Below are 26,203 nucleotides of genomic sequence, written 5' to 3' on the forward strand. Positions count from 1 at the left end.
TATCCCTTTCTGCTATATTTTTATCAAAATCCTCATAGAATTTATAATTTATTACATCATACTGCTCCGCACGTGTCATCAGGTTATTCATAATATTTTTCTGGGTTCCATCACTTTTTAATGCCTTTAATGTTTCATCCATTGCCCTGGCTGCAGCACGGAATGTGGTAACAGGGAATATAACAAAACGGTAGCCTAGTCTCTCAAATGTTCCGGCGTCTATTAATGGTGTTTTTCCAAACTCGGTCATGTTGGCCAGAAGTGGTGCATCAACCTTATCCGCAACATACTTAAATTCATCCACAGATGTAAGTGCCTCAGGGAATATTATATCAGCGCCCTCGTCAATGTATATTCTTGCACGTTCAACTGCCTCATCCAGTCCTTTTACTGCACGTGAGTCTGTTCTGGCAATTATTAGGGATTTTTTTCTTGCCATATTTGCCGATCTTATTTTTTCTATCATATTTTCGCGGCTTATTACCTCCTTTCCATCAAGATGGCCACACCTTTTTGGTGAAACCTGATCCTCGATCTGTATGGCTGCAGCGCCGGCGTCCTCCAGCAGCCTAACGGTTCTGTAAACGTTTAATGTTTCCCCGAAGCCGGTGTCAGCGTCAACTATTACAGGTATATCTGTTACCTCATGGATTTTTCTTACCATATCAGCAAGCTCTGTTATGCTAATCATTCCAAGGTCTGGAAGGCCGTATGATGATGTCAGGGCACCGCCTGAAAGATAAACAGCCTTAAATCCATTTCTCTTTGCCAGAAGTGCCGCAAATGGGTTAAAAACCCCGGGCACAACTGTAAATTTTTCATCAAGAAGATTAGACAAGATTTTCCACCTCCTTATCCTCCATATTCCACAGGTCCCTTACGGCTGAAACCATACCGGTTAATCTAATAAACTTTGTTTCCACCTCGCGGTCATCCATTGGATTCTTATAATGGCCCCTTGGAATTATAACCTCACTTTCATATTTTTTATCCCCGCATTTTATTTTTATTTTAACAGGAAGGCTTTCCGGATACATTTTGGTATACTCTGGAATCTCGGTTACCTTTATTTTCTTCATTAATGACTTGGCATTTTCATTCCTGATGTCGCTGTAATTATTTGTCCAGAAATCCTTATTTAAAAGTGTCGATGCCACGATAAATGGAAGGCTGTGATCTGCAGTTTCCTTATTCTCCGGACTCCATTTTTCAGGGTCTGCAAGTATTGTTACAGCCGCCTCATATGTTTCTATTTCAACAGAATCTATTCTGTTAACATCTATTTCATTTGCAAGCTTTAATGCGGCCTCAACAGCAGCCTGTGCATGGTACTCAACTGGATATTTCTTTATATATGTGCGCATTATTGCATCAGAAGATTTTTTCCTTAATGCGTCCTCAGCAAGATCAGGAACTATAATATTTTTAAAACCCATCTTTCCAGAAATTGGTTCCCTTGGTGATGTAAAGCCATAAAGTGTTGCAAGTGCGGCAAATATTGAGTTTCTGGCAGAATTTGCAGCGGCACCGGCCTTCCACATTGATAACTCACCAACCCTTGTCTGCCTTAATGCTATATGTGGCACCAGTGAAATGGAAATGGTATTTATTGTCTGGTCCACATCAAAATTCATCATGTTTGAAAGTGCAGCGGCCATTGCAATTTCTGTATAATTTACATGGTCATACCCCTTTTTTCTTAAAGTTGCCGAATCACAGAACCGGGCGCCTATTTCATAACCAACGGCTGCCGCCGTAATAAGATCCTTTCCGGTTTTATGGAACATTGATCCTAAGGATATGAGCGGACCGAATATATCACTTGGATGCAGTGGCTCCAGTGATAAATACGTATCATTAAAATCCATGTATCTTATTATAAGCGAGTTGTAAAAGGCTGAATAATCAGGTGATGCAGTATTAAGCCCAATCATTTTGGCATTTCCAGGATAAAGCCCCGAAAGTTTTTTGAACTTTAACGCGGGCTGTGAATCCATGGATGAGTATGCAACACCAAGGCTGTCTATGAACCTTCTTTTCACCTCATGTTTAACGTCCGCCGCTAGGTCATTATATTTTGTATTGGATATAAAATCTGCCAGTTCCTCTTCAATGTTCATAAATCAAGATAGTGTTTAACAATATATTGTTTTTCATTGGATAATTTTAATTTATTCTTTTCCTTTTGTAAAACCAATTCTAAGAACGATTATCTTTGTAAATAAATTCAGTTTTTTGGATTCAGTAATATTTAATACCAAAATTTAATTAGTACAATATAAATGGCAAAAAATAAAAAAAATGTTGGGAATAAAAATCGGGGGGAACAGAAAAAAATTAAAAAAGCAGGTATATTTAAAAATAAAAATTTTATTCTTGGGTCAATATTATCAGTTGTACTTGTAATTATAGTTGTGCTTGCCGTTACCAATCCATTCTTTATTCCACCATCAGGTATAGAATCAAATAAATACTACAAGATATCTGAGTATGACCTTATAAATGGCAATAAATACGCGGTTTATTATGTTTCATGGTACGGCTGCCCAATAGGTGCAGCTGACTCATGGTCATTATACTATGCAATGAATTCCACTGAAAATATATATAAAGATGTTCAATTGCATACCTCTTCATCGACTGACATATTTGCTGATAATCCCGGGTTAATATTTAAAGATAACATAACATTTAATTATAAATCTAAGGTAATAACATTTTATCCATTGTATTTATATAATCAGACGCTAACAGGTACCGTAAATAATAAAACAATAAGCGGTTCAAAGATTGCATATGGATTTAGTATAATAAATAAAACATTTCCTGCACGCGTGGCATCCGAGTTCTATAAATACAGGGGCAATATTACATATGATGGGCATATAGAAACGACAATGATAATAACCGGCCCCAGGGGGGCGTATATATATCAGGGACTTTTATATAATCCTGAGAATAATATTGGAACAGGAAATGAAAACGCCTGGGCACCGGACAGTCCTGCCCATGTTATGTCTAACCTGAACGGCATCAATGCAATAAAAAGTTCTGGAAATCAGTTCCTTGGATATATTATAAAGGCATAAAAAATGAAATATATAAATTAGATATTATGATTGAATGGCATCGCTTTATTTAATCGGCATTGGTCCTGGAAGCATGGATAATTTAACAGGCCTTGCAGTTAAAAAATTAAACGAATCATCTGTTATAATTGGATACAAATATTATATAAATTTAATAAGACCAATATTAAAGAACAAGGAAATAATTGAAAGCGAAATAACAAATGAGGTGGACAGGGCGGAGCGTGCAGTTCTTGAGGTTCTAAATGGTAAGACTGTTTCACTTGTTTCAAGCGGGGATTCGGGCATATACGGCATGGCAGGGCTTGCATTGGAAATTATTTCAAAAAAGAATATAGATATTGATGTGCATGTTATACCCGGCATATCAGCGCTTAATTCTGCAGCCGCGCTTCTTGGATCACCAATTATGAATGATTTCTGCAGCATCAGCCTGAGCACAAATCTGACACCATGGAACATTATTGAAAAAAGAATAATGAATGCTGCGGAGGCAGATTTTGTAATAATTTTTTACAACCCAAAAAGTATGAGGAGGCAAAATGGTATAGTAAACGCAATGGAAATTATAAAAAGATACAGAAATGAATCGACGCCAGTGGGTATTGTGAAAAATGCATATAGGGATGGTCAGGAGGTTATTTTAACTGATATAAAATCCATGGATTATAATACAATAGATATGTTTTCCACGGTGATTATTGGAAACTCACAGACATATTTATATAAGGATTTTATGATAACACCCCGGGGTTACAGTAAAAAATATGAATATTAAATGTTGTAATAAACAATAAAAAACGTTAAAATAATATATAATAATATTAAATTATGTGTGAGGACTGCCTTGAACCTGGCTGTAATTGTGATAAATGCTATATCTACAGGCATAATCAGGCCTGTCCAGTATGCGGGCACACGGTGCTTTTGGATTGCTGCCAGGGGTTTATAACACACAAATATGATATTGATTATAAGATTATGAAAAAATAAGGGTTAATTGAATTTTAATCTTGTTTCATCACCAAACTGATCATCAAGGGTTTTATCCACTGACATACCAGAGTTAAGTATATATCCCGGGTTTATGCTGCCTGTATCAATGGTATTTATATATGCAGCCTCACCAATAGCATATATGCCTGTTCTGAATAACTGAAACATTTCTGTCATTAAATATACTGGTGCAAGGGCTGATACATAAATTATACCAATCTGCATAAACGGGTCATCTGAAAAAAATGATAAGGTGTACAGCATTGATATGCTAAAAAATGGGAAGAATACCAGCTCAAAAAACATTCTTATGAATTTAAATACGTATTTTTCAGTTCCGGGAACAATGATAAGTAATGATACCATTGGCATAAAAATAATAAAAAAGATTATAAGGGCCTGCCGTACAATAAAAATGGTGAAGAGCAGAAGTATTGAAAATAAATATGAACCGGTAAATAGAAATGATAGGAGCTTATTATTTATATTAATTGATACATTTAAAATATTGTACCAGTTGGCATTTAATCTGTAAATGTATATATAAAATGCATATGAAATTTTTAATATATAAATTGCCACATAATATGAATTCCAGAAAAGAAGAAATGCAGAAAATGCCTTTACCATGTATCTCCTGAAATCAGGATTTAGGTCAAATGAACTTTTTATAAATAAAATAAGGGCCGAAATTATTACCGCCGTGGAAAAAACGTAAATATAAATATTTGAAATTAAAATATTATAAAATCCCATAAATCCCTTATTTTGATTAAAAAATTGTGTGTAGGAATAATAAGGGCTTAGACCGTATTTAACAAGGATATCCCATGAGGCTGTTACTGAATAATTAATTAAAGAGTATAATGAATTAATAAATATTTTGATAATATATTCCGCATTCATATATGTCCGGTAATAATATAATTAAATATTGAGTACATGGCCCCGCTAACAGCCAGAATATAAATAAATGTTCCAATCAACGCATTTTTCAATTTTTCCTTTGCCACTGTTCTTTTGGCATCATCGGTGCTAAAAAAGCTCAAGGCTATTGGTATCCAGAGTATTGAAATAATCAATGCCGATACACCTATGACAATTTCATCCAGCCTGCCAAGCATTGCGCTTACTGTATTTATTAAATAGTAAACCAGCATGCAGGTTTATAATGGCGATGTATATATTTTTTATTTATGAAAATTCATTTTTTTATAATGTAAATATTCTTATCCATGTCTTTTTCAAGTGAAATTTTTCCACTGCCCTCCATTTCCCGTAACTTTTTCATTAATAGATGTTTTTTTATCCTTAATTTACGTGATTCATGTAAAATCTCCCTTAACATTTTTTTATCGTATTTCATTATTAATTCCTCGATATTTTTGTTATTAAAAACCATATTATATGAGAAAATTATTAAAATTATTATAATCCCTGCGGCTGCAGTATAATATGGAATATTGCCCAGAATTAAATATGTCTCTGTAACATTTTTATAATGGCCGTTGTAATATGCGGTCAGTTCAACATGGTCTATACCGTCAGGCAGGTTATTTATTTGCGTACCCGAACCATAAAATCTTCCATTAACATACCATTTAAATGTAACATTATTTATATTTTCTCCATTAATTATTGCAATGACCGAATTGCCACGCTGGGCTATATCCATGGTTTTAATAACCGGGAAGCTGTTTATACCAACTGATGTGCTGTAATATTCCCTAATCCCCTGTGGATCAATAAGTGTTAGATTCATAATGTATAATCCATTATAATTAACTTCATATGATATGTTAAAATTTTTTCCGGCATGTATAATAATGCTGGAATTTTTTATATTTATAAATGCAAGATAGTGCCTGTATATACCATGAATATGATAGTGCAGGTGCAATATTTTTCCTGATATATTATAGTTCATTGAAACATAAAATTTATTCGGTTTTTGAATTGTGCTGGAATCATAAATAAAGGCATAATTATGGTAAAAGTTGATTATTATACCCTTCTGAAAACTAAAATAACCGGTGTTTTTTATGCCGGTATTAAGCAGTGTACCATTTTCACAATAGTATATATTTTTGGAATCAATAAAATAATTTTCCGGCAGGGGATAAAATCCATTTAAAATTTTGCCGGCACCTAGCATCTCTGTGCCGTTATGGATGATGCTAAATCTATTTCCGTAATAATTTAGTACCGTTGCATTAACAGCCCTGCTTAGGTTTAATACCTTATATTCTGCGGGAACCATGCTATTATTAAATTCATATTCATTAATGACAGTTCTGTTTAGTACATTGAAGCGCAAATTATCACCGGATAGCATTAAATATGTTATAATTCCATTAAACTCATATGTTTTTAATAATGATTCATTTTTAAATACCTCCATATGATTGAAACCATAATAAATATAATATCCATCATAGAAATAGATATATCCTGAAAAAAGCTTTTTAATCTTTAATGTTCCTGCAAATGTACCATTTTTGCAGATTTTTATTAGATTTAAATTTATATTATTCTGTGATACAAATATATAGTATTTCTGATTCTGGATAACGTATGAAATGTTTGTGTAATTATTATTCAATGAATAAATTATATGGGATGTTTTATTGTATATATTATATCCAACAATGGACTTATTATGGACATATAAAAGTTCACCATAATAACCATTAAAAACAGCACTGTAACTGGATGTGCCGTTATAAATTAGGCTGTATGAATATTTATTTAGTTTCAAACTGTGATTATTAAAATAAATAAGATTATTAAATGGCCTTTCGCCGTAATTTATTATTTTCTGTGTTGATCTTGGCCCGCCAAATGCAATAACAATCCTTCCATTTTTAACAGGGTATTTTAACATTATTTTATATGGTATGCTAATTTCATGCGAACTGTTTATAATTATATATGCACAGTAACTGCTGTATGGTGAAAAAATAAATGTAATATTATACCAGTGGTTTTCCCTTTTAAGGCTGAACAGGTTACTATATTTTTTATCTGCATTTACAACCGTTGCACAGTAATCATATTTTCCATATGTTATATTAAGCAGTGTTACATTATTCTGATATATTAAAATAGAATTTTCAGTACTGGCAAAATATTTGCTTGTATTCCAGCTTAGGCCATAATTAAAGGATGTTGAATTATCAACTGTTCCATTGAAATATATATAAGGATCACTTGAATTGCCTGAAAAAACATTTATGTTTTGAGCTGCCTGATCCTCATTAATTTTATTGTCAATATTATTTATATTTAAAAAATTGCCTGATACAAGAATTAATAATGTTATTATAAGAATGATGATCATGAAAATTTTTCGCATTTTTGGTTATAAAAAAGTCATAAAAAAATTTTTTTAAGTTTTTATTTTGATATCTCACCCGGTACATATTTTCCAGATCCAGCACTGGCAAGTATCCTGCCATTTTCCATGACCTTTTTCCCTTTAAGAATTGTTATCTCAGGAAAACCATAAAGTTTTTCCCCCTCAAATATTGAGTATTTAATATTGCTGTGGAGCATTTTGTATGACACTGTAAATTCCTTCTTTGGATCTATAATAACAATATCTGCATCATATCCCGGAAGCAGGTTTCCCTTATTTTTAAGGCCAAACAGTTTTGCAGGATTTGTGCTCGATACAGATACAAGCTGCTCCATTGATATTTTTCCCTTCATGTAACCATTTGTAAATAAAAGTGGGAGTATTGTTTCTGTTCCAGGTGTACCATTTGGCACCTCGTTAAATGGGGGCACCTTGTCCATATAACGTTTCTTCTGCTCGTCTGAATAAACGCAGTGGTCACTTCCCATGACATAAATTTCATCCATGGCAAGTCTTGACCACAGGCCGTCTATTTCCGCCTGTGTTCTGAAGGGTGGACTCATAATATATCTGTAACCGTATTCCCCCTCAAGAACAGAATAATCATATGTCAGATAATTCGGTGTTGTTTCATTATAGAACTTATACCCCTTCTTTCTGTACTCCCTAAAAATATCTACAGATTCATATGTTGATGTATGCACCATGTAAAGGGTTACATCCCTGCCTATCATGGATGCTATCGCCGCTATTCTGTTTGCCGCCTCTATTTCAACTATTTCCGGCCTTGAAAAATAGTGATAAACCGGATCTATTTTTCCATCCGCAAGAAGCTCCTCTGTTCTTTTATCAACTATTGCGCCGTTCTCAGCATGTATTGCGGTAACACCACCGTGCCTTGCTATCTCCTTTATGGCATCATACAATGACTCATCATCAAGCAGAAGCTCGTTTTTGTATGCCATAAATAATTTAAATGATATAACGCCACGGTCTATTAATGGCTTTACAGCATCAAGTGATGTTTTATCACCTGATCTAAGTATGCAGTGCAGTGAATAATCAGAGACTACCTTTGGATCAGCCTTTTTTCTCCATCTTTCATATGCATCCAGTGGATTTTCCCCCTTGGATGGTGTAATAAAATCCACTATTGTTGTAACTCCACCACCCAGGGCCGCCATGGTGCCATAATAAAAATCGTCGGCGGTTACCTCTGACATGAATGGAAAGTCCATATGCGTGTGACCATCTATAAGCCCTGGAAGAATTAGTTTTCCTGAGGCATCGATGACCTCATCAGCCTTTTCATTAATATCACCTATTTTGCTTACCTTGCCATCCCTAATATAAAGATCCTTTTTTACCATGCCTGAGGGCAGGCAAATATTTCCATTTTTTATTAATAAATCATTCATTCCTATCACCTTTTATAATTTTTCCCTTCCTTATTACAATCCTTGGGGATCTGAACTGAAGGAATTCCACAGGATTTTTTGATTCTGTGATTATAAAATCACCCTGATCACCATTTGAATACCCATAATTTTTAATGCCAAAGGCCCGTGCCGCATTGAATGTAACCATGTTTAGTGAATAATTAAGTAATTCTGGGGTCATTAATGGCTCGGCATGTACGGCCATGAAAAGTGCATCCAGAGGGTCCCCGGTGCCAAGCGGATACCATGGATCCTCAATGCAATCCTGACCTATAACAACATTAACATTATTTTCAATCATCTGGCGTATCCTTGTAATTCCCCTTATTCTTGGATATGAATCATACCTACCCTGCAGGTTCATATTAATTAATGGATTTGATATAACATTAACACCGGCCAGTGATATGAGCTTAATAATTTTATTTCCATACTGGTTATTGTATGAATGCATTGCAGTGAGATGCCCGGCAGAAACTGTACCATTAAAATTTCTTTTTATTTTTTCAGTGCAAAGATACTCGATAAACCTTGATTCAGGATCGTCTGTCTCATCAATATGGCCGTCTATATTTTTTTGATATTTTTCTGCAAGGTCAAAGGCAGTTTTAACAGACCTGATGCCATCCTCATATGTATTTTCGAGATGCGGTGCAAGCCCAACATTATCAGCACCCATTTCCAGTGATTTTTCCAGCAGCTCAATGTTTTGTTTTTCTGTATAAATTCCATGCTGTGGAAATGCTGTTACCTGAATATCAACATCATTAACCTCTTTTTTTATCTTTAAAATTTCCTTTAATGCTGTTAATTCAGGATCGGATACATCAACATTGGTTCTTATTCTTGTTACGCCGTTTTTGGCCAGAAGCCTGATTGCATTTATTACCCTGCTGTGGACATCCTCTGCATTAAGTTTATGAAGCTTATAATCATCCCAGAGTTTTATCCCCTCCTCAAGGGTACCGCTTTTATTTATAATGCCAGATCTTGATATAAATGCAGAATCCAGATGAATATGCAGTTCTGAAAAGCTTGGTATTACAAGATGTTTTTGGGCATCAATGATCTCACCATCCCCATATTCTGATACCATTCCATTGGATATATTGATATCCATTAATTTTCCGTCAGGATATGTCAATGCATTTTTTATAATCATTTTTCTGCACCCTCAAAGATATTTTTGGTATCATCTGCTATATATCCATGAAGTAAGCCTCCCCTTAACTCTGGCTGATATTTTGGTATAACCCAGTATTTCATAAGTATAATATATACAAAACCAGATATTAGAATTGTTGATATCCACGATGCCTGATAAATCCAGGACTGGTATGGGTAAAGATAAAAGCTTACAGGAAGGTATGTTGATGGTGGATACACAAGGAATATTGCAATCACAAATGCTATAATTGCTGCAGGGTTAAACCCGCGCCAGTACCTAAATCTGCCATTTGGCATGAACACATCTGATATTTCGAATTTAAACCTCCTTATGATAACATAGTCAAATATTAATACACCCTCCACTGCGCCAAGTATTGCACCGTATCCAAGAAGCCAGTTTTCAACATACGCACCTGCACTGAAGTAAAAACTCCATGACTGAAGCGATGCGGCTATTGCAACAACTATTAAAACACCACCAAACCATGGAATAAGCTTTGGATAAATATTTGAAAAATCATATCCTGGACCTACAGTATCTGCATATATATTTACCATTAAGACACCAAGAAGCAGCAGGAAAAGCGTTATGTATGCAAGGTCCGGTGGAAGCGAGATTGTAGTCAGCAGAATTGGGTCGTATATTGGTGTTTTATATTTTATAATGCTTATTCCAGCGGTGAGAAGCGCCATGGCGCCAATTCCAAGCATCATGATTGGAAGTGTTAGCTGGCCATAAATCTGGGATTTCTGTGATCTTGCATATCTTGTATAATCAGGCATGCTTATTGCCATGGTTGCCCAGAATGCTATGTTTGCATTAATTAATCCAATCATTGCATACCAGAATGCAGATCCAGAAACAGTGGTGCCTATTTTAAAAATGGGTGAAAAATTCCAGGAAACACTCTGGGCATCGATGTAAAATAGGATTATAAAACCAAGAAATGCAATAAATGGAACAATCCATGAAATTTTTTTAAGCAGGGTCTGACCGCTTTTTGGTGGTGATAAATAAAGTATTGCAAGCCTTACCAGTATGGTGGCTATAAATACACCCCAGAAAAGGTCAGGATTAATGGTTGATATGGTGAACGGTGTTGCATTTCCTGATGCAACCAGACTTAGAAGCTCGGGTTTGAGTCCTGAGTATATTATATACATGCCGGAAACGCTTTCGGTAATAATCCATGTATCTATACCCCACCATCCTGCACCAATAAGACCCCTTACAAATGATGGCACCCATGTCCCATAAGTTCCCCACCTGCTCCTTGTCAATGATGTTTCAGGCATGCCGTACTTTGCACCTCCATGTGCTATGATTAAAATCGGTACCAAAACAGCAGCATTACCTATAAACACTGCCATCAGGGACCAGAACCAATTAAACCCGAAATCAAAGCCCACCGATACAAGGCTCCATGATTCAACCTCCACCGCCATGCCAAACCATATTGCAAAAAATGTCCATGATCCCCATGTTCTATTCCTTTCAGCCGTGGGCTGGAAATCCTGATTCCATAAATATTTATTGTCAGGATATGTGGTTTTTAAGTCCACATATCCATTTTTTGGATCAACAGAGATAATATCCTGTCTCCATGAGGATTCTTCTCTCATTGATGCACCTATTTTTTGCCGGATGATGCGGCCATCTTTGCATCAAAAAGACTCTGCGTTTCCGGGTCAACATATCCTGATTTAAGGCTTCCAATCTGATTCTTACCGTACTTTGGTATAACCCAGAAGGCGTTAAGCAGCAGATCAAGAATTCCGGCTATAAAGAATGCGGTGATCCATGAATTATCGTATAACAGCTGGAATATATAGGCCTTTGAGATTCCCCAGGGATATACATATGTTATAATAACAGCCACGGTGCCTGATATTAGCGCTGCCGGATTAAAGCCATGCAGGAATGTGTATATTCCATCGTACCTGAATAAATCCCTTATGTTTAATTTGAAATGCCTTAATATTGCGTAATCGAACACAATTATGCCCTCAACCATGCCCAGAAGTGCACCATATGCAAGAAGCCATCCATCAACATATGTGTAAACGCTTGTACTGTATGCTGTATATGCACCAAGAAGTACACTGATTATTACACCTATGACAATGCCCCTGAACCATGTTAATCTTTTTGGATATGTATTGGCTATATCATATCCCGGTGCTATGGAGTTTGCAAACACATTTACAGAGAATGTTCCAATAATCACTGCAATTAGCAGCGGTATTGAAAAGTATGATGGAAAGTACAGTGCCATTAATTCAAGCGGGTCATAGTTAAAGAAGCCTGCTGAACTTGAAACATGGAGCCAGCCTGCACTGATTGATGCACCTGCACCAAGAAGGGCCATGGCACCAACGGCCATCATAATAAACGGCATGGGTATCTGGCCCACGGTTTGTGAAAACTGCGACTTTGCATATTTTGTATAATCAGGCATGCTCACCGCCATGGTTGCCCAGTATGCAACATTTGAATTTATAAATGCAAGCTGGACTATTAGTGGTGCTCCCGCCTTATTATATGTTGTTATTGGTGTAAAATTAAATTTCCCGGCAGACATGAATAAATAGAACATTATGACAAAGCTTACCACCATTATTGGTGCTGCAATTTTTGCCATAATTCTAAGCGGATTCTGCCCCTTTACCGGTGGCGATATGTAAAAAATTATCAGCTGTGTGATTATGACTATAACGAATATTGTCCAGAATACTGTTGGAAAATACTTTGGCAGTGTTCCCGGACCAACATAGGCTACCAGCGTTTTAAGGGATGATGCCTTTGCACTCACAAGATAAATATATGTTGCCGCCTCGGCTATTATAAATGATTCAATGCCCCACCACCCCATGGATATTACGCTTCTTATCCATGATGGTATCTGCGCACCATAGATTCCCCACCTGCTTCTGGTAAGCTGTGGTTCTGCAGCACCGTACCTCGCACCGCCATGGGACTGTATTATTGTTGGTATTAAAATAATTAAATTGCCAAGAAACATATATATAATAACCTGAGTCCAGCTCAGGCCCAGGGCAAGGCCAACCGTGGCGAGCGTCCATGTTGGGACTATAACTGCCATTGCAAACCAGAGGCTTGTAAATGATGCCGCACCCCATTTTCTTAAATCCTTTGGCACAGGATTAAAATCAGGATTCCAGAGATAGTCATTGATCTTATTTTCCTTATCAAGGAAAACCTGGCCGTTGTCTATCTCTATTTTATCGGTCATTTATCATCACCCATAACATCCTTTTCATAATATATGTTGCCGATATCATTATCGACCAGATCTTTATATGCTATGACCTTTCTGTCAGCAAGGAATGGTGCCTTTTCCCTCCTCTGTTTGATTAGGTCTATATTTACATCCGCAACCTTTACACCTTCTTTATCAGACATCTGTGCAATTATTTCACCTGATGGACCGGCAATAAGGCTCCTTCCAAGATATTTGATTTTTTGGCCGTTAAATTCCTCCTCTGTTCTGTTAACACCCACCACAAAGATTGTGTTAAACGCCGCATGTGCCCTTAACTCCAGTTCCCATGTTTCAGGGTAAAAATTTGTTGTTGTTGGAACAAAAACAATATCGGCACCCTTCAATGACAGTATTCTTGGGCCCTCCTGGAAATGCCTGTCATAGCATATAACAGACCCTATTTTGTAGCCGTCCTGCTGGAAGACAGGATACCCGCTTCCAGGATGGAAATAATATTTCTCATAGTACCCATTTAACTGTGGAAGGTGAATCTTTCTGTACTTTCCCATGACATTTCCATCCTTGCCAATAAATATAGCTGTATCATAGAATATCCCTCTAACAACCTTATCCTCCTCGAAAATTGTTGGTATTAATGAAACCTTGTGCTCCCTTGCATATTTTCTAAAAATCTGTACTGTTTCACCATCGTCCCTTTCAGCATACTCAAAGTATTTCATATTCTCCTCTGCAGGGAAATACGGTGTTGTGAAAAGTTCATTGTAAACGACTATATCAGCGCCCTGCGATACAGCCTCATCGGTGTATGATATTGCCTTCTCTATGTTCTCCTGCTTTTCTGGAACAGATCCCATCTGCACCATTCCGATCCTGACAAGCTCATTTTCTGCCATATTAATCACACCTCCCTTATTTTTCTAAGTTCATCGTCAATAGAATCCCTTTCTGATATGAGGTTCTCCAGATACGAGTATTCCTTTATCTTGCCTGCCAGCTTCCCCCTTATGTCATCCAGGCTGGCATAGTTGTGCCTTTTTAAATAATCCGCCATGGATGATGTCCATTCCTTAATCTGGTTAAATCCGTGCATTATTGTGTCGGTTACAACCTGCACCGATGTTGCACCGCACATTATATATTCCACAGCATTTGTCCAGTTAGAAATACCACCAATGCCGCTTATTGTGAGTTTTGTGTTATTATAAATGGATGAAACTGCCTTTAATCCAATGGGTTTTACCCCGGGACCTGACAGGCCACCGTATGTCGTGTAGCCGAATACAGGTGGGAAGAGCATTTCACGCTCTATATCAACGCCCATAAGGCATGATACAGTATTTATTGCAGATACGGCCTTTGCACCTGCCCTTTCTGCATTTTTTGCAATCTCTGTTATCTCTGTTACATTCGGTGATAATTTAGCAATAACCGGTACACCAACAGACTGCACAACCTCCTTGGTATATTCATAGACAAGGTCTGGATGCTGTGATATATACGCCCCTGATCTCTTTTCTGGTTCACCATGCGGGCACCCAAAATTTAATTCTATTAGATTTGCACCGCGATCTTCTGACCATCTGGCAAGCTTCGCCCATTCAGATATATCGGCTGAACCCATTATACTAAATATAATTGGCGCATCCGGAATTTCATGGTATACAGTTCTTATATACCTGTCCCATGTTTCAAGGTTATCCTCTGTAATTAGCTCAATGTTTTCAAACACCACAAGGTCCTTATTCTGATCCCTCATGGCGGCATACATTGGCCTGACGCCCTTTCTGACAATGCTATCCCCAACGGTCTTAATGACAACGCCTCCCCATCCGGCCTTTAGGGCCTGAATGATTTTATCGGCGGTGCCGCTGGTTGGACCTGAACCAACCCAGAACGGGTTTTTAAATTTTACACCATCAAAATCTATTTCCAAACTATCATTTTCTTGCATTTTACCACCTCTTTATAATTACCTTGCTGTCTGTAAAGAACATGACATGATCCGGTCCGCCCTGTGCATGCAGGTCCCCAAAGAAGGAATTTTTATATCCTGCGAATGGATAGAATGCTATTGGTGCCGCAACACCAATATTTACGCCTATGTTTCCTGCCTGTACCTCCTCGGTAAAGCGTTCTGCATACGTTCCTGAATTTGTGAAAATTGTTGATGCATTACCATACTGGCTTTTATTTATGATTTCTATTGCATCATCAAAGTCCTTTGCCTCTATTACGCTTGCAACGGGCCCAAATATTTCCTCCCTTATGATCTTCATGTCCGTTGATGCATCATCAAATATGGAAGGACCAAGGAAGAAACCATCCCTGTATTTTCCTGCATCAAATGTTCTGCCGTCCAGTATAAGTTTAGCCCCCTCTGAGATGCCCGAATCTATGTATCCAAGCACGCGTTCTCTATGCTCAGATCTAATTAATGGACCTAATGTCACGTTTTCATCCAATCCATAACCAAGTATAAGTTTTTGTGCCTGTTTTTTGAATAAATTCACTATTTTATCATGATTTTCCGGCAAAGTTACCAATACAGACCCGGCAAGGCATCTTTCTCCGGCGTTACCATAAAATGATGATATCAGGTGTGGTACAACCTTTTCAGGGTCTGCGTCTGGCATAACAAGCTCATAATTTTTTGCAGATGCCCCTGCCTGTGATCTCTTGTGTTTGGCCGATGCCGTTGAAACTATGTATTTTGCAGCACCTGTGGATCCAACAAAGCTAACACCCACAATTTTATCATTATTAAGCAGGGCATTCACAGTATCAACAGCACCATTGACAACGCTTATTACACCTGGTGGAAAACCGGCCTTATCGAAAAGGTCCAGTGTTTTTTGCATTGTTAATGGTGTCTTTTCTGATGGCTTTACTATTATTGTATTCCCAAGGCCAATGGCATATGGGATAAACCAGAATGCAACCATGATTGGAAAATTAAATGGCGTTATTGCAGCAAATACACCCATGGGAACCCTTATTAATTCCTCGTCTATGCCAGCAGAGATGTTTTTATTATTTTTCCCCATGATGTTATATGTTGATGAGCATGCGGCCTCAACATTTTCTATGGCCCTGAGAACCTCTCCCTGAGCCTCCTTGAATGTTTTGCCATGCTCTATTGTAACCATTTTTGCAAGTTCATCTGCATTTTCCCTCATTAGATTTTCAAGCCTAAAAAGATATTTTATGCGGTCAGTTATTGGAATCTTTGACCATTTTAAAAATGCATCATATGCATAATCCACAGCCTTATTAACATCCTCGGCACCTGTATCAAATACAGATGCTATTTGCTTTCCAAATGCCGGGTTGAAAACCCTGTATTCTGTTTTTCCCTTGTTCTCAACCCTCTGCCCATTCACATAATTAAAGACCTTATACTCCATATTTTCTGTCTTCATTTCTTCACCTCCGCATCCGATATTTTTAACGCCTCATCAATAACGTCAAAACCCCTGTTTAAATCCTCCTCACTTATTATCAGTGGCGGTGCCACAATAAAGTGTGAAATCCATGTGTTAAGATAAACGCCATGTTCCATGGCGTATTTTGCAATCCTGCTTACCATCAATGGTTTCCCATCAATTTTATCCTGCGCAGTATTAAATGGTATTCTATTTTCACGGTCGTAATTTATTTCGACCCCACCGAATAATCCTATGCTCCTGACATCCCCAACCGATACATGGTTTTCCCTGAGTTCCTTAATTCTTTTTTCAAACAGTGGTGATATACGCCTTACATGATCAAGAACATAATTTTTATATTCATCAATTGCTGCTGATGCTGCGGCCAGCATTAATGGATGTGCCTCATATGTATGGCCGTGCGCAAAAATATGATCCTCAAAGAAATCAGAAATCTTTTTATCAACCGCTGTTAGTGATAATGGTGCATACGCAGCTGTAATTCCCTTGGCCGTTGTGATTATGTCAGGCTTAACATTCCAGTGGTTCACTGCAAACCATTCTCCTGTACGGCAAAATCCGGTCATAACCTCATCTGCTATTAAAAGAACATCATTTTCCTCAGTGATTTCCCGTAACCTTTTAACAAATCCATCGGGTGGAACAACAACGCCGTTTGTGCCTGTTACAGGCTCAAAAATCACAGCGGCAATATTTCCCTCCTGTTTTATTGTATACTCAAGATTTTCAGCACATGCCAGGTTGCATTCGGGGTACTTTAGTTTGAACGGGCAGTGATAACAGAACTGTGGGGCAACCCTTAAAAATCCTGAAGCATTTTCATATGAATCCACAAGCATCCTTCTAAAATCACCTGTTAGCTGCAGGCTTCCAAGAGTTGATCCATGATATGAATTATAAAATGAAATTATCTTGTTCTTCTTTTTATCTGCCATGTACATCCTTGCAATTTTTATGGCGGCCTCATTTGCCTCAGTTCCAGAGGTGCCATAAAAATATTTGACCATATTGTCTGGGAGTATTGATTTTAGTTTTTCAGAAACTGTTTCCCTTATATCCGTGTCAAATGATGGGCCAATATATGATAGTGTTTCAGCCTGTTTTTTGATGGCATTTATAACATTTTTATTTCCATAGCCAAGGTGGCAGCACATTAACTGTGATGACATATCAAGATAGGATTTCCCTGAAGAGTCTGTAAAATAACTTCCCTCACCTGAAATTATTTTCAAAGGGTTCCATCCTTTCTGTCGGCTCCACGTTACAAAGGTATTTTCAACGGTACTGTTTAACTCATTTTCTGGATTTTTTATTGCCATAATTATAATAAGATTATCTTATATATAAAAACTTTGATGAAAACATTGATAATATATCTAGATTTATTATTATATTGATAATTTATATCGTAAAATAAAAATTGCATGATATATTTTATTCTTTAATTGCATTAAAAATTGTAATCAAAAAACAATATATTATCGTAAAACATAATCTAATATGGATGAAAAGGACAAGGAAATATTAAAGACAATGATGATTTTAAAAACAAATAATTTGCAGGACATAGCCGATAGGGTATCCATTTCAAAATCCTCTGTGCAGAAGCGAATTAAAAAAATGGAGGAGGAAAAAATTATAAAGGGGTTTATACCAGAACTTGATAGAAATAACTTGCCGGAAACCTTAACGGCCATATCCATGATCAAGGCACGGTATGGTCCGGGTTATGCTGAGGAGGTTGGCGAAAAAATAAAAGAGGTAAAGGGAATATGTGCATTATATTATGTCCTTGGCGATTATGATTTTACTGCGGTGATCAAGGCAGAGAGCATAAAAGATCTGGAATCAATTCTCAATAAAATATCATTAATAGATGGCGTGGAAAGGAGCAATACAATAACAGTACTATCAATTAAAAAGGAGGATTTGACAGAATTTAACAGAATTGATTAATTTTTATTCAATTTATTCATCGCTTTTTTTCTTCCTGGTTTCATGCCGTTTCTATGGCCTTTTAAGGACATTTTATATGATTTTATCTCCCTTATGGCATCCTCAGGTGTTTTGGCATTTTTTAGGTTTTCAGCAAGGTCGTGCATGCCCATATATTCAAGCCACATTGATATATGCCCATTTAAAACGTGATAATTCACAGCATCACGGTCATATATATTCAGACATTCAAGCTCTGCAAGAAGGCTTTCAAGATCGCAGGCCACGCCTATTAATTTATTATACGATTTAAAATAAAAAGGCTCCATGGTGTAATCAATTTATAACTGTATTTAAATGTTTTTATTTATATATTAATTTTTTTAAGAATAATGGTAAATAATTTTATTTGATACATGGATTATAAAACTATCAAAAAAATTATTTATGAGATTATGTTTCAATATTATGGGAATATTAAAGGTTGAAATAGATTATAATGTTAGTGATGCCCTTGAAATTATCAAAAAATTTCTGAAAGATAACAAAATAAATATCTTCGGTATAATTGACCATAGGAAAAACGCCATTGATGCCGGAATGGATATGAATGATGAAACATTAATTATGTTTGGGTCTCCAGCAGTTGGTACCGGCATAATGATTGAATCACCTGAAATTGGTATTGAACTGCCTACCAAAATTCTATTATATTCAATTAATGATAAAACATATGCTGTTTATAAAAATATTAAGGACCTTGAACAGGAATACGGAATTACAAAAAATAAAGAATCTCTTGAAAAGTTAGATGGTCTTATTAATAAAATAATAAACATGTTAAAAAAATAAAAAATCAATTTTAAGGAACAAAATGTGAAGGTTACAGTTTCTGTTAACCATGTTAACATACACCTTTGGAAGTTATCATGTCAATGAATTTGGGTATGCTTAAACTTCCTGGATACAACCCAATACCCTCTATCCCGTTGGCAAATGCTTCGGGGATTGCTTTTTTTATAATATTATATGATGCATTTAAATCTGCATGTATTAATGTTCCATTGAGAGATTTGAATATTCCCCTGCTTATCCTTTTTCCAAGATAATTATCATGCTTTTCTATGCTTTCATTGTCAAGAAAAGAGCATTTGGATGTATATGATTCTTCCTGAATAATTACATTTATTCCATGTTCCTGACCTTTATAATATATCTGGTTAATTAATGTATTAAATGATATCTGGACAAAGTTCTGGTTGTTCTTCTTTCCCATTTCTGCTGATTGCTTCCACCTATTATTATGGCCTATAACTATTGTATCTATTTTATTATTAATTGCATATTTTATAACTGCATCTGATAGTTTATGCATTACATCCTTTATTTTTCTGTTCCTATTCATGTATAATTTATTGATTCTTTTAGTATTTTCATGATTCTTCCTCTGTTTATCATTAATAGATTTAAGCCTTGAAAGTTTTTTATTAAAATACTGGTTTATGGATTTTAAAACACCACCCTTAACAGCAATACCCTTTTCAGATATGCTGTTTCCAATGGTTATGGTGTTCCTTACACCAACATCTATACCAAGTATCCTGTTTGCACTTACCTCATTAAAATCTGATATCTCCTTAGAGTATACTATCTCAACATTATATCCTGTGCCCAATGGTATAATTCTTACCTCTCTTAAATCTACATTTTCTAATCTTGTTTTTAACTCCAGATTCATTATTTTAGGAAATTTAAGAATCCCATCAACAATGGAACATTGCTGGTTGGTAAATATTAGCATGAATTCTCCATCCTTGTATTTATATTTAGGTGGTCTTGGAATTCCATTAAATAATTCAGGATGTTTCTTATATGCTTTTAATGCCCTAAAGAATGAACTCCATGATTCTTTTACCTTTTTTATTGTCCATTGTGCTGTCTGTGCGGGTAATTTCTGGAAATTATTATATTCATCTATTTCTGATGGCATTGAGAATTCATTTACAAGCTCCTTATATGATGATAATCTTTCTTTATTAAAGAACTGGTTTCTGAGAATGTAATTTGCCTGATTGAACAGGTTCTTTGATTTATAGCACATATATGATATTATTCCATTATCCAAAATGAATATCTGTTCAGTTCTGATTATCTTCATTTACAAATATTATAATGCCATGAGTATATATAAAATTTCTCCATAAATGCTGCATAATAATGTTTATTCTAAAAGTAATTAATTTATTGTTATTTTAAAAATCACGTCAATCTATGAGTTCTGAAAAAATTTTAAAATTAATTGTTTTATTGTATATATGTTGATAATATAATGCATCAATATGGTATAAGGTTATCAGCTTTGATAACTATACAATCAGAATTTATTATTTATTTGTAGCATGGTATGGCTGGAAACAATAATTTTAAAGGAATAATTTAATTGGATATTAATATTGAATTTACCACCCTGAATTGAAAGAACATCAGAGATGTGGAAAATTAAATTCAAAGATTAATGGTGGTTGCTAGATAGATCCTTATAACTTTTAAATTCTGATAGGAATGATGCAGGAATTGTAAGATAAATTTAGAATACAAATTCAGGATAATTTATAAATGGTCTCTTAGAAGGTCATTACAGTATAACCTGCATCAACATATCTTGGTATCGTTTCTGAAACGTCTTCAAGTTCTGTGCTCAAATCCATAATTGCCTTGTCCAGATCATGTGCTTTCGAATATCCACTACATGCTATTGTAACTATTCCAAGGTCCTTAAGGATAGAAAACAGTTTAAGAAAATCGCTATCATTGGAAGAAAATGCCTTTTCGCTTGGCCCGAAAAAAACAACCTTTACATCATCCGCCTTCTTCTTCCTGAATGTATTTTTGGCAAAATTCATACCAACAATCATTTTATCTTTTTGATCCAGCCCAGATGTTATTACAACAAGGTATTTTGTTCCCATATAATATTATTTATGCTTTCTATTAAGTTTTTTTGTAGTTTGGTAAAAAGTCTTACAATTAATATATTTGGTCTATTATATCCAAAACATACAATAATATTTCATGTGCAATATCATCAAATTTTTCCATGATTCATTAAAATAATAATATCATTGCATTTAATGAACACATTTACATTTCGTCTTCATTTTAGAGCATATGAAATGAAGTTTTTTCCTTACTGAGCAGGAAGGTTTTATGCCCGGTACCTATATGACATGGGTACACAACCGGATTTGATACAGAAGCTCACGGAACAATAAAAAACTGAATACTACACTGCCTTACATGCAGCCTGATACGGTGGAGGCATTTTCGGTGTTTCGCAAAAACTGAAGAAGCTTGATTTTGCGGATTAGTAAAAAGGAGGGGAAAGCAAACTGATATGTAACCAGCGCCCCGAGCGGAAGCTTTTACAATTGTTTAAATCCCGTAACATTTATATTGCTTAGAGGTGGTAATTAATTATGGATGCTAGAATTTCACAGGAATACACGGCATTAAAAAAGGAAAAAATACCAGAGAATGATAAAAAAAATATTATTAATTTTGTCAATGACCTTGAACTTGAGGGCATATCGGAAATAAGGAGAAAGAATTATATTCAAAGGTTAAGGATAGTAGCAAGATGGATTCCAGATAAATTCTTAAATCCGGATAGAAATGATTTAAGGATAGTAAGGGAGCATTTAGAAAATGGCTATATTAATAATGGTATTCATAAAAAATATTCTGAATGGACAAAAACAACATACATGAAGATGCTTAAGAAATTCTATAGATATATATTATCCAGTGAAAAATTTAATGAACTTTTCAGGAATGTAAAAATAAACTCAAATCCAGGATCCAAAATAAAGCCTGATCAGATAATACAGCCCTGGGAGATAAGAAAAATGGTTGATTCTGCAACAAATACAAGGGACAGGGCATTATTATACACATTGTATGATTCAGGCTGCAGAATAGGTGAAATAATTACAATGAAAATAAAGGATTTAGAATTTGATGAGTATGGATGTATTATCAAGGTTTCAGGCAAAACCGGATACAGAAATGTTAGAATTGTAGGGAATTCTATTCCTTACATAAGGGCATGGCTTGATTCACATCCATTTAAAAATGACAGGAATGCATGGCTTTTCTGCAACCTTGAATCCAATATAAAGGGAAGGATGCTTGAATACCATAATGTCTATGCAATTATAAGAAATTCTATAAGAAATGCAGGCCTTGATCCTGAAAGGAGAATATATCCGCATTTATTCAGGCATACCAGGGCAACAATACTTGCAACAAAATTAAATGAGGTTCCTTTGGAAAACCAGATGGGATGGGTTCATGGATCTAAAATGACATCTGTTTATGTTCATGTTTCAGGAAGGGATCAGGATAATGCAGTGCTAAAAGCATATGGCATGAAGGTTGAGGCCCAAACAGACCTTGAGGAAAAACCAATAAGATGCCCAAGATGCAATGAAATCAATGATTCAAATGCAAAATACTGTAGAAGGTGCTGGCTTCCATTCGATGAGAAACTGGCACTGGAATTTGAGAATAAGGAAAAAGAAATAGAGAGTACAATAGAGAAATCTAATATAATACCAGGAATAGCAAAGAAAATGATAGAGAATGCACCGGAATCATTCAAGGCTAAGTTAATAGAGAATGTCTTAGAAGAAATATTAAAGGATCCAGAGATGCTGAAGAAGTTCAGGACTGAATTGAAATAAAATAAGCCTTATAATTTTCCTTTTAATGATTCTGTTATCTTTAATGAGCTTTCAAAAAATTTTAACAAATAATTTATAGAGAATGGAAGGAAAATTAAGGATATTATTAAAAATACAAAAGAATAAAAATTTTCAATTACGGCCAGTATTATGGTTATGCCAAATAATAAAAAATTAATTAAAAGGTGAAGCCTAACAATAGGAAGCGGGAGATAATTTAAATTTTTTGAAGATAATGATAATGTAATAGGGAAAAACAAAAAATATATTGTAAGTATAACAGCAGAAGATTCGGCAATGGCTGAGTATTCAATCATATTTGAACCAATTTTTAATGTTTTTCAGAATTAATGCCCAAGATTTCATATATGGCTTTTTTAAGCTTTTCATCTGTAATGTTTTTATCTATTTTTTCTTTATCCGCTTTTGTTAAATTGTATTCTTTAATAATTAACTGTGCTGTTGCATATACACGTGATATAGATTCTTTTATAATTACAGATAATGGCTCTTTTGTTTCTGATGAAATCATAATAAATTATCTTATGTCTATATATAAATTTTCGCATATTTTTATAATCATAGTTGCATAATAAATTATTCTATAAATGAAAATAAAGATCTCATAATCATCTTTGGAATTCCAGGCCCTTTTCTTAGAATATATCCTCGATCGATCGAGGGGAGGGGTAAAATAAATTGGTTATAACATGATAATTTAGTATTTTGCTGGGTTTCATAAAGATTAATGATAGAAATGTTTTTATATTTGTTATGCAGTTTTGTTGATTTATATCACATTTATCTAATGATAAACCAGGGAAATAAAGGCTATTATAATGATGCCCCCGAGGTGCTGCATGTTTTTCCTGACATTGCATTCTATCGATCGAGACCATAGGGGGTGGGTACCTGAATACATCCTATAGGCTAGGAAAACAGTGAATTACTGGATTTTTGGTTAATCATAGCATGGATGCATATATGATTGAAGAAATGCCTGGCTAAATTCGTTAATTAGATGCAGATATTGCATATTCAAGGCTTTCATAACGATTAATGCTAAATTATCAATGAAATAATACTCTAATAATTGGAATCATAATATATGCACTGGTAGATAAATATCATATCCAGTGTTTTCATGTGTTTCATAAGATTATAAGCCAATAAGAGGAAAATACTATGGTAAATCAGCATTTAACGGCATTTCATAATGATTTTATGGATTTATAAATTATAATAAAATCATTATAAAACCTTATATACATCTGAATCTGTATAAGAATTTATGAAAATGGAGATAGATGTACCGGATGGGTTAATTGATGAAATGGATAGATTGTTACGGGGTGTTTATCATTCCAGGGAGGAATATATCCTTGATAAAATCAGGGATGGGATAATGCAGGATGAGAAAAACACATGGTTTAAGGATATGGCAAAAAAACAGAGAGATAAAGATGCTAGAAGCGAGGAGCCTTAAAATTGGATTTTCCGTGGCCTTAATAATAGCCGGAATTTACGATTTATATCTAAATAAATCTTATTCATTTACGGGCCTTATTTTAATCCTATCAGGATTTTTTTTAATTATCTATGAAAGGGATGAACCCAGGAAAACAAAGGATTTTATAAAGGCCAATGAAAATTATAACAAAAACGATATGGATTATAATAACGTTATAAAAGTCAGTGAAACGAAGGAAAAAATAACAATAATGCCTGGAGATGCAAAAACTACAATATCAATACCGGTGGGCCTAAAAAAATATCTGGATGATAATAAAAAGGATAAGGAAACCTATGGCGATGAGATAATAAGATTATTAAACAGATGATAAAAATGGAAAATGATAAAAAAATAAAACCAGGAAAAAATTGTATTAAAATTATAATAGATGTTCCTAAAAGAAAAAAGAAAAAAAATGAGTAGACTTTTTCTAATTTTTTGCTATCATTTTTAAAAATTAAATCTGATATCCCATGCATATCCCATATATAGAAAGCCGGTAAAATAAAGGAAAAAATCATAAAAATCTGATATGGCTGCTGCTTTCCTACTATTATATAATTAAGATAAAAGATGGACCGTAATTTAGATCTTTATCCAGGAGATTTTTATTATGGCCATAACCTCTCATAATTATATAATATATACGAAACTGTTGTTCATCAAGCTTTCCGGTTTTTGAGTTATAAGGCCGCGCTTTACTGTATTTCCATAAGCGGATATCGATTTAAGATATCCGTAATTACCAGGGTATTAAGATAATAAGGCCATAAATTGATTTAAAATCATGGACCAGGAATTTTAGTATATAATTTATAATATTGTTAATAATTAAAAAATAGTAATGCTATTAAAAACTCCTGATACCTACTATCAGGAGGTATTTTTTCCTTGAAAATACTGATTCACCATTAAATACACATACAAAAGTCCAGATCTCTCCTAATAGTACTATCAGGAGGTATTTTTTCCTTGAAAATACTAACTTTCTATATAACTGTCCAGATCTATTTTCTATTAACTTGATTAGAATTTGTAAAGATGACGATATAGGTATATTATATGATATATATCGTTGATTTTACAAAAGTAAAAAGGGAAATAGGAATTTGATCAGGAGGGTATTATAAGGATCCTGTATTTTAAAGGGGAAAATGGGTCCTGATACCTTTTTAAATCCTATCAGGAGTTTTTCTTTTGATATTGTTAATTTTTTTATTTTTCAATTAAAGAGATAGTGTTTCCAATAAGAAATAAATATTCTATTATA

Annotated in this window: 25 protein-coding genes; 7 read left to right on the forward strand and 18 right to left on the reverse strand. The window is 34.9% G+C overall.

The features are described from left to right. On the reverse strand, positions 1-838 hold an 838-nt coding region (prpB, locus tag AOG55_RS00930; RefSeq protein WP_055040769.1), incomplete at its 3' end, for a methylisocitrate lyase. Then, the gene (locus AOG55_RS00935) at positions 831-2,120 is read right to left on the reverse strand and encodes an MmgE/PrpD family protein (RefSeq protein ID WP_054964561.1); all 1,290 of its coding nucleotides are present in this window, start codon (positions 2,118-2,120) and stop codon (positions 831-833) included. The genes prpB and AOG55_RS00935, both read right to left, overlap by 8 nt. A 162-nt stretch (positions 2,121-2,282) precedes the next feature. On the opposite strand from AOG55_RS00935, the gene AOG55_RS00940 reads away from it, so the two are divergent. Both AOG55_RS00940 and cobJ read left to right on the forward strand, forming a co-directional pair. Beyond that, positions 2,283-3,089, forward strand: a complete 807-nt coding sequence (locus tag AOG55_RS00940) for a DUF929 family protein (RefSeq protein WP_048101496.1) — start codon at positions 2,283-2,285, stop codon at positions 3,087-3,089. Positions 3,090-3,123: 34 nt separating this feature from the next. Beyond that, a complete protein-coding gene (gene cobJ, locus AOG55_RS00945) occupies positions 3,124-3,867 on the forward strand; it encodes a precorrin-3B C(17)-methyltransferase (RefSeq protein WP_054964562.1) in 744 nt (247 codons plus the stop codon). Between the two features lie 218 nt (positions 3,868-4,085). Here cobJ and AOG55_RS00950 read toward each other — a convergent pair whose 3' ends face one another. From AOG55_RS00950 to AOG55_RS01000, 11 genes are read right to left on the reverse strand one after another with little or no spacing between them, the layout of a single operon-like run. After that, positions 4,086-4,991, reverse strand: coding sequence for a hypothetical protein (locus tag AOG55_RS00950; protein WP_048101498.1), 906 nt, complete (start codon positions 4,989-4,991; stop codon positions 4,086-4,088). Next, complete coding sequence (locus tag AOG55_RS00955) at positions 4,988-5,245, reverse strand: hypothetical protein (protein WP_048101499.1); 258 nt, start codon at positions 5,243-5,245, stop codon at positions 4,988-4,990. Before AOG55_RS00955 ends, AOG55_RS00950 begins: the two co-directional genes overlap by 4 nt. Positions 5,246-5,289: 44 nt before the next feature. Continuing rightward, the gene (locus AOG55_RS00960; protein WP_156150300.1) at positions 5,290-7,440 is read right to left on the reverse strand and encodes a hypothetical protein; all 2,151 of its coding nucleotides are present in this window, start codon (positions 7,438-7,440) and stop codon (positions 5,290-5,292) included. Positions 7,441-7,481: 41 nt separating this feature from the next. After that, entirely contained in the window at positions 7,482-8,861 is a 1,380-nt protein-coding gene (gene hydA, locus AOG55_RS00965) for a dihydropyrimidinase (RefSeq protein WP_054964513.1), read from the reverse strand. Continuing rightward, positions 8,854-10,044, reverse strand: coding sequence for an amidohydrolase family protein (locus AOG55_RS00970; RefSeq protein ID WP_054964512.1), 1,191 nt, complete (start codon positions 10,042-10,044; stop codon positions 8,854-8,856). The genes hydA and AOG55_RS00970 overlap by 8 nt, the downstream gene beginning before the upstream one ends. Continuing rightward, positions 10,041-11,675 carry a cytosine permease gene (locus tag AOG55_RS00975; RefSeq protein WP_054964511.1) on the reverse strand — a complete coding sequence of 545 codons (1,635 nt, stop codon included), beginning with the start codon at positions 11,673-11,675 and terminating at the stop codon, positions 10,041-10,043. Before AOG55_RS00975 ends, AOG55_RS00970 begins: the two co-directional genes overlap by 4 nt. Positions 11,676-11,683: 8 nt before the next feature. Beyond that, positions 11,684-13,306 (reverse strand): cytosine permease, encoded by a 1,623-nt coding sequence (locus tag AOG55_RS00980; RefSeq protein ID WP_054964510.1) that lies wholly within the window; start codon positions 13,304-13,306, stop codon positions 11,684-11,686. Continuing rightward, a complete protein-coding gene (locus AOG55_RS00985; protein ID WP_048101504.1) occupies positions 13,303-14,190 on the reverse strand; it encodes a carbon-nitrogen hydrolase family protein in 888 nt (295 codons plus the stop codon). The genes AOG55_RS00980 and AOG55_RS00985 overlap by 4 nt, the downstream gene beginning before the upstream one ends. A gap of 5 nt (positions 14,191-14,195) precedes the next feature. Next, on the reverse strand, positions 14,196-15,248 hold the full coding sequence (preA, locus tag AOG55_RS00990; protein WP_055032612.1) for an NAD-dependent dihydropyrimidine dehydrogenase subunit PreA: 1,053 nt from the start codon (positions 15,246-15,248) through the stop codon (positions 14,196-14,198). 1 nt (position 15,249) lies between these two features. Next, complete coding sequence (locus tag AOG55_RS00995) at positions 15,250-16,716, reverse strand: CoA-acylating methylmalonate-semialdehyde dehydrogenase (RefSeq protein WP_201779075.1); 1,467 nt, start codon at positions 16,714-16,716, stop codon at positions 15,250-15,252. Then, a complete protein-coding gene (locus tag AOG55_RS01000; protein ID WP_055032611.1) occupies positions 16,713-18,062 on the reverse strand; it encodes an aminotransferase family protein in 1,350 nt (449 codons plus the stop codon). Before AOG55_RS01000 ends, AOG55_RS00995 begins: the two co-directional genes overlap by 4 nt. A 181-nt stretch (positions 18,063-18,243) precedes the next feature. Between AOG55_RS01000 and AOG55_RS01005 the strand changes: the two genes are divergently transcribed. Next, a complete protein-coding gene (locus AOG55_RS01005) occupies positions 18,244-18,699 on the forward strand; it encodes an Lrp/AsnC family transcriptional regulator (protein ID WP_048101506.1) in 456 nt (151 codons plus the stop codon). Here the strand turns inward: AOG55_RS01005 and AOG55_RS01010 are convergent. Further along, positions 18,696-19,007: a hypothetical protein gene (locus AOG55_RS01010; RefSeq protein WP_048101507.1), complete on the reverse strand. Its 312-nt coding sequence runs from the start codon at positions 19,005-19,007 to the stop codon at positions 18,696-18,698. The two genes, AOG55_RS01005 and AOG55_RS01010, sit on opposite strands and share 4 nt — an antisense overlap. A gap of 139 nt (positions 19,008-19,146) precedes the next feature. On the opposite strand from AOG55_RS01010, the gene AOG55_RS01015 reads away from it, so the two are divergent. Continuing rightward, positions 19,147-19,530 (forward strand): DUF302 domain-containing protein, encoded by a 384-nt coding sequence (locus tag AOG55_RS01015; protein ID WP_162200885.1) that lies wholly within the window; start codon positions 19,147-19,149, stop codon positions 19,528-19,530. 52 nt (positions 19,531-19,582) lie between these two features. Here AOG55_RS01015 and AOG55_RS01020 read toward each other — a convergent pair whose 3' ends face one another. Together AOG55_RS01020 and AOG55_RS01025 are read right to left on the reverse strand one after the other, a co-directional pair. After that, the gene (locus AOG55_RS01020) at positions 19,583-20,836 is read right to left on the reverse strand and encodes an RNA-guided endonuclease InsQ/TnpB family protein (protein WP_054964030.1); all 1,254 of its coding nucleotides are present in this window, start codon (positions 20,834-20,836) and stop codon (positions 19,583-19,585) included. 466 nt (positions 20,837-21,302) lie between these two features. Beyond that, positions 21,303-21,647: a hypothetical protein gene (locus AOG55_RS01025; protein ID WP_048101509.1), complete on the reverse strand. Its 345-nt coding sequence runs from the start codon at positions 21,645-21,647 to the stop codon at positions 21,303-21,305. A 507-nt stretch (positions 21,648-22,154) separates the two neighbouring features. Here AOG55_RS01025 and AOG55_RS01030 point away from each other — a divergent pair. Next, complete coding sequence (locus AOG55_RS01030; protein ID WP_055040771.1) at positions 22,155-23,420, forward strand: site-specific integrase; 1,266 nt, start codon at positions 22,155-22,157, stop codon at positions 23,418-23,420. Positions 23,421-23,428: 8 nt separating this feature from the next. On the opposite strand, the gene AOG55_RS01035 is transcribed toward AOG55_RS01030, so the two are convergent. Next, complete coding sequence (locus AOG55_RS01035) at positions 23,429-23,737, reverse strand: hypothetical protein (RefSeq protein ID WP_055040772.1); 309 nt, start codon at positions 23,735-23,737, stop codon at positions 23,429-23,431. A gap of 14 nt (positions 23,738-23,751) precedes the next feature. After that, positions 23,752-23,952: a hypothetical protein gene (locus tag AOG55_RS01040; protein WP_055040773.1), complete on the reverse strand. Its 201-nt coding sequence runs from the start codon at positions 23,950-23,952 to the stop codon at positions 23,752-23,754. A gap of 759 nt (positions 23,953-24,711) precedes the next feature. Between AOG55_RS01040 and AOG55_RS01045 the strand changes: the two genes are divergently transcribed. After that, complete coding sequence (locus AOG55_RS01045) at positions 24,712-24,906, forward strand: hypothetical protein (RefSeq protein WP_055040774.1); 195 nt, start codon at positions 24,712-24,714, stop codon at positions 24,904-24,906. Further along, positions 24,884-25,261, forward strand: a complete 378-nt coding sequence (locus tag AOG55_RS01050; RefSeq protein ID WP_055040775.1) for a hypothetical protein — start codon at positions 24,884-24,886, stop codon at positions 25,259-25,261. The genes AOG55_RS01045 and AOG55_RS01050 overlap by 23 nt, the downstream gene beginning before the upstream one ends. The last annotated feature ends 942 nt before the right edge of the window (positions 25,262-26,203 follow it).

Source organism: Acidiplasma cupricumulans (assembly GCF_001402935.1).
Taxonomy (GTDB): Archaea; Thermoplasmatota; Thermoplasmata; order Thermoplasmatales; family Thermoplasmataceae; genus Acidiplasma; species Acidiplasma aeolicum.

What these genes read in the sequence shown, in the direction of transcription:
- AOG55_RS00935 (WP_054964561.1), bottom strand. Translation starts at nt 2,120, where the DNA reads ATGAACATTGAAGAGGAACTGGCAGATTTTATATCCAATACAAAATAT.
- AOG55_RS00940 (WP_048101496.1), top strand. Translation starts at nt 2,283, where the DNA reads ATGGCAAAAAATAAAAAAAATGTTGGGAATAAAAATCGGGGGGAACAG.
- cobJ (WP_054964562.1), top strand. Translation starts at nt 3,124, where the DNA reads ATGGCATCGCTTTATTTAATCGGCATTGGTCCTGGAAGCATGGATAAT.
- AOG55_RS00950 (WP_048101498.1), bottom strand. Translation starts at nt 4,991, where the DNA reads ATGAATGCGGAATATATTATCAAAATATTTATTAATTCATTATACTCT.
- AOG55_RS00955 (WP_048101499.1), bottom strand. Translation starts at nt 5,245, where the DNA reads ATGCTGGTTTACTATTTAATAAATACAGTAAGCGCAATGCTTGGCAGG.
- AOG55_RS00960 (WP_156150300.1), bottom strand. Translation starts at nt 7,440, where the DNA reads ATGCGAAAAATTTTCATGATCATCATTCTTATAATAACATTATTAATT.
- hydA (WP_054964513.1), bottom strand. Translation starts at nt 8,861, where the DNA reads ATGAATGATTTATTAATAAAAAATGGAAATATTTGCCTGCCCTCAGGC.
- AOG55_RS00970 (WP_054964512.1), bottom strand. Translation starts at nt 10,044, where the DNA reads ATGATTATAAAAAATGCATTGACATATCCTGACGGAAAATTAATGGAT.
- AOG55_RS00975 (WP_054964511.1), bottom strand. Translation starts at nt 11,675, where the DNA reads ATGAGAGAAGAATCCTCATGGAGACAGGATATTATCTCTGTTGATCCA.
- AOG55_RS00980 (WP_054964510.1), bottom strand. Translation starts at nt 13,306, where the DNA reads ATGACCGATAAAATAGAGATAGACAACGGCCAGGTTTTCCTTGATAAG.
- AOG55_RS00985 (WP_048101504.1), bottom strand. Translation starts at nt 14,190, where the DNA reads ATGGCAGAAAATGAGCTTGTCAGGATCGGAATGGTGCAGATGGGATCT.
- preA (WP_055032612.1), bottom strand. Translation starts at nt 15,248, where the DNA reads ATGCAAGAAAATGATAGTTTGGAAATAGATTTTGATGGTGTAAAATTT.
- AOG55_RS00995 (WP_201779075.1), bottom strand. Translation starts at nt 16,716, where the DNA reads ATGAAGACAGAAAATATGGAGTATAAGGTCTTTAATTATGTGAATGGG.
- AOG55_RS01000 (WP_055032611.1), bottom strand. Translation starts at nt 18,062, where the DNA reads ATGGCAATAAAAAATCCAGAAAATGAGTTAAACAGTACCGTTGAAAAT.
- AOG55_RS01005 (WP_048101506.1), top strand. Translation starts at nt 18,244, where the DNA reads ATGGATGAAAAGGACAAGGAAATATTAAAGACAATGATGATTTTAAAA.
- AOG55_RS01010 (WP_048101507.1), bottom strand. Translation starts at nt 19,007, where the DNA reads ATGGAGCCTTTTTATTTTAAATCGTATAATAAATTAATAGGCGTGGCC.
- AOG55_RS01015 (WP_162200885.1), top strand. Translation starts at nt 19,147, where the DNA reads ATGGGAATATTAAAGGTTGAAATAGATTATAATGTTAGTGATGCCCTT.
- AOG55_RS01020 (WP_054964030.1), bottom strand. Translation starts at nt 20,836, where the DNA reads ATGAAGATAATCAGAACTGAACAGATATTCATTTTGGATAATGGAATA.
- AOG55_RS01025 (WP_048101509.1), bottom strand. Translation starts at nt 21,647, where the DNA reads ATGGGAACAAAATACCTTGTTGTAATAACATCTGGGCTGGATCAAAAA.
- AOG55_RS01030 (WP_055040771.1), top strand. Translation starts at nt 22,155, where the DNA reads ATGGATGCTAGAATTTCACAGGAATACACGGCATTAAAAAAGGAAAAA.
- AOG55_RS01035 (WP_055040772.1), bottom strand. Translation starts at nt 23,737, where the DNA reads ATGATTGAATACTCAGCCATTGCCGAATCTTCTGCTGTTATACTTACA.
- AOG55_RS01040 (WP_055040773.1), bottom strand. Translation starts at nt 23,952, where the DNA reads ATGATTTCATCAGAAACAAAAGAGCCATTATCTGTAATTATAAAAGAA.
- AOG55_RS01045 (WP_055040774.1), top strand. Translation starts at nt 24,712, where the DNA reads ATGAAAATGGAGATAGATGTACCGGATGGGTTAATTGATGAAATGGAT.
- AOG55_RS01050 (WP_055040775.1), top strand. Translation starts at nt 24,884, where the DNA reads ATGCTAGAAGCGAGGAGCCTTAAAATTGGATTTTCCGTGGCCTTAATA.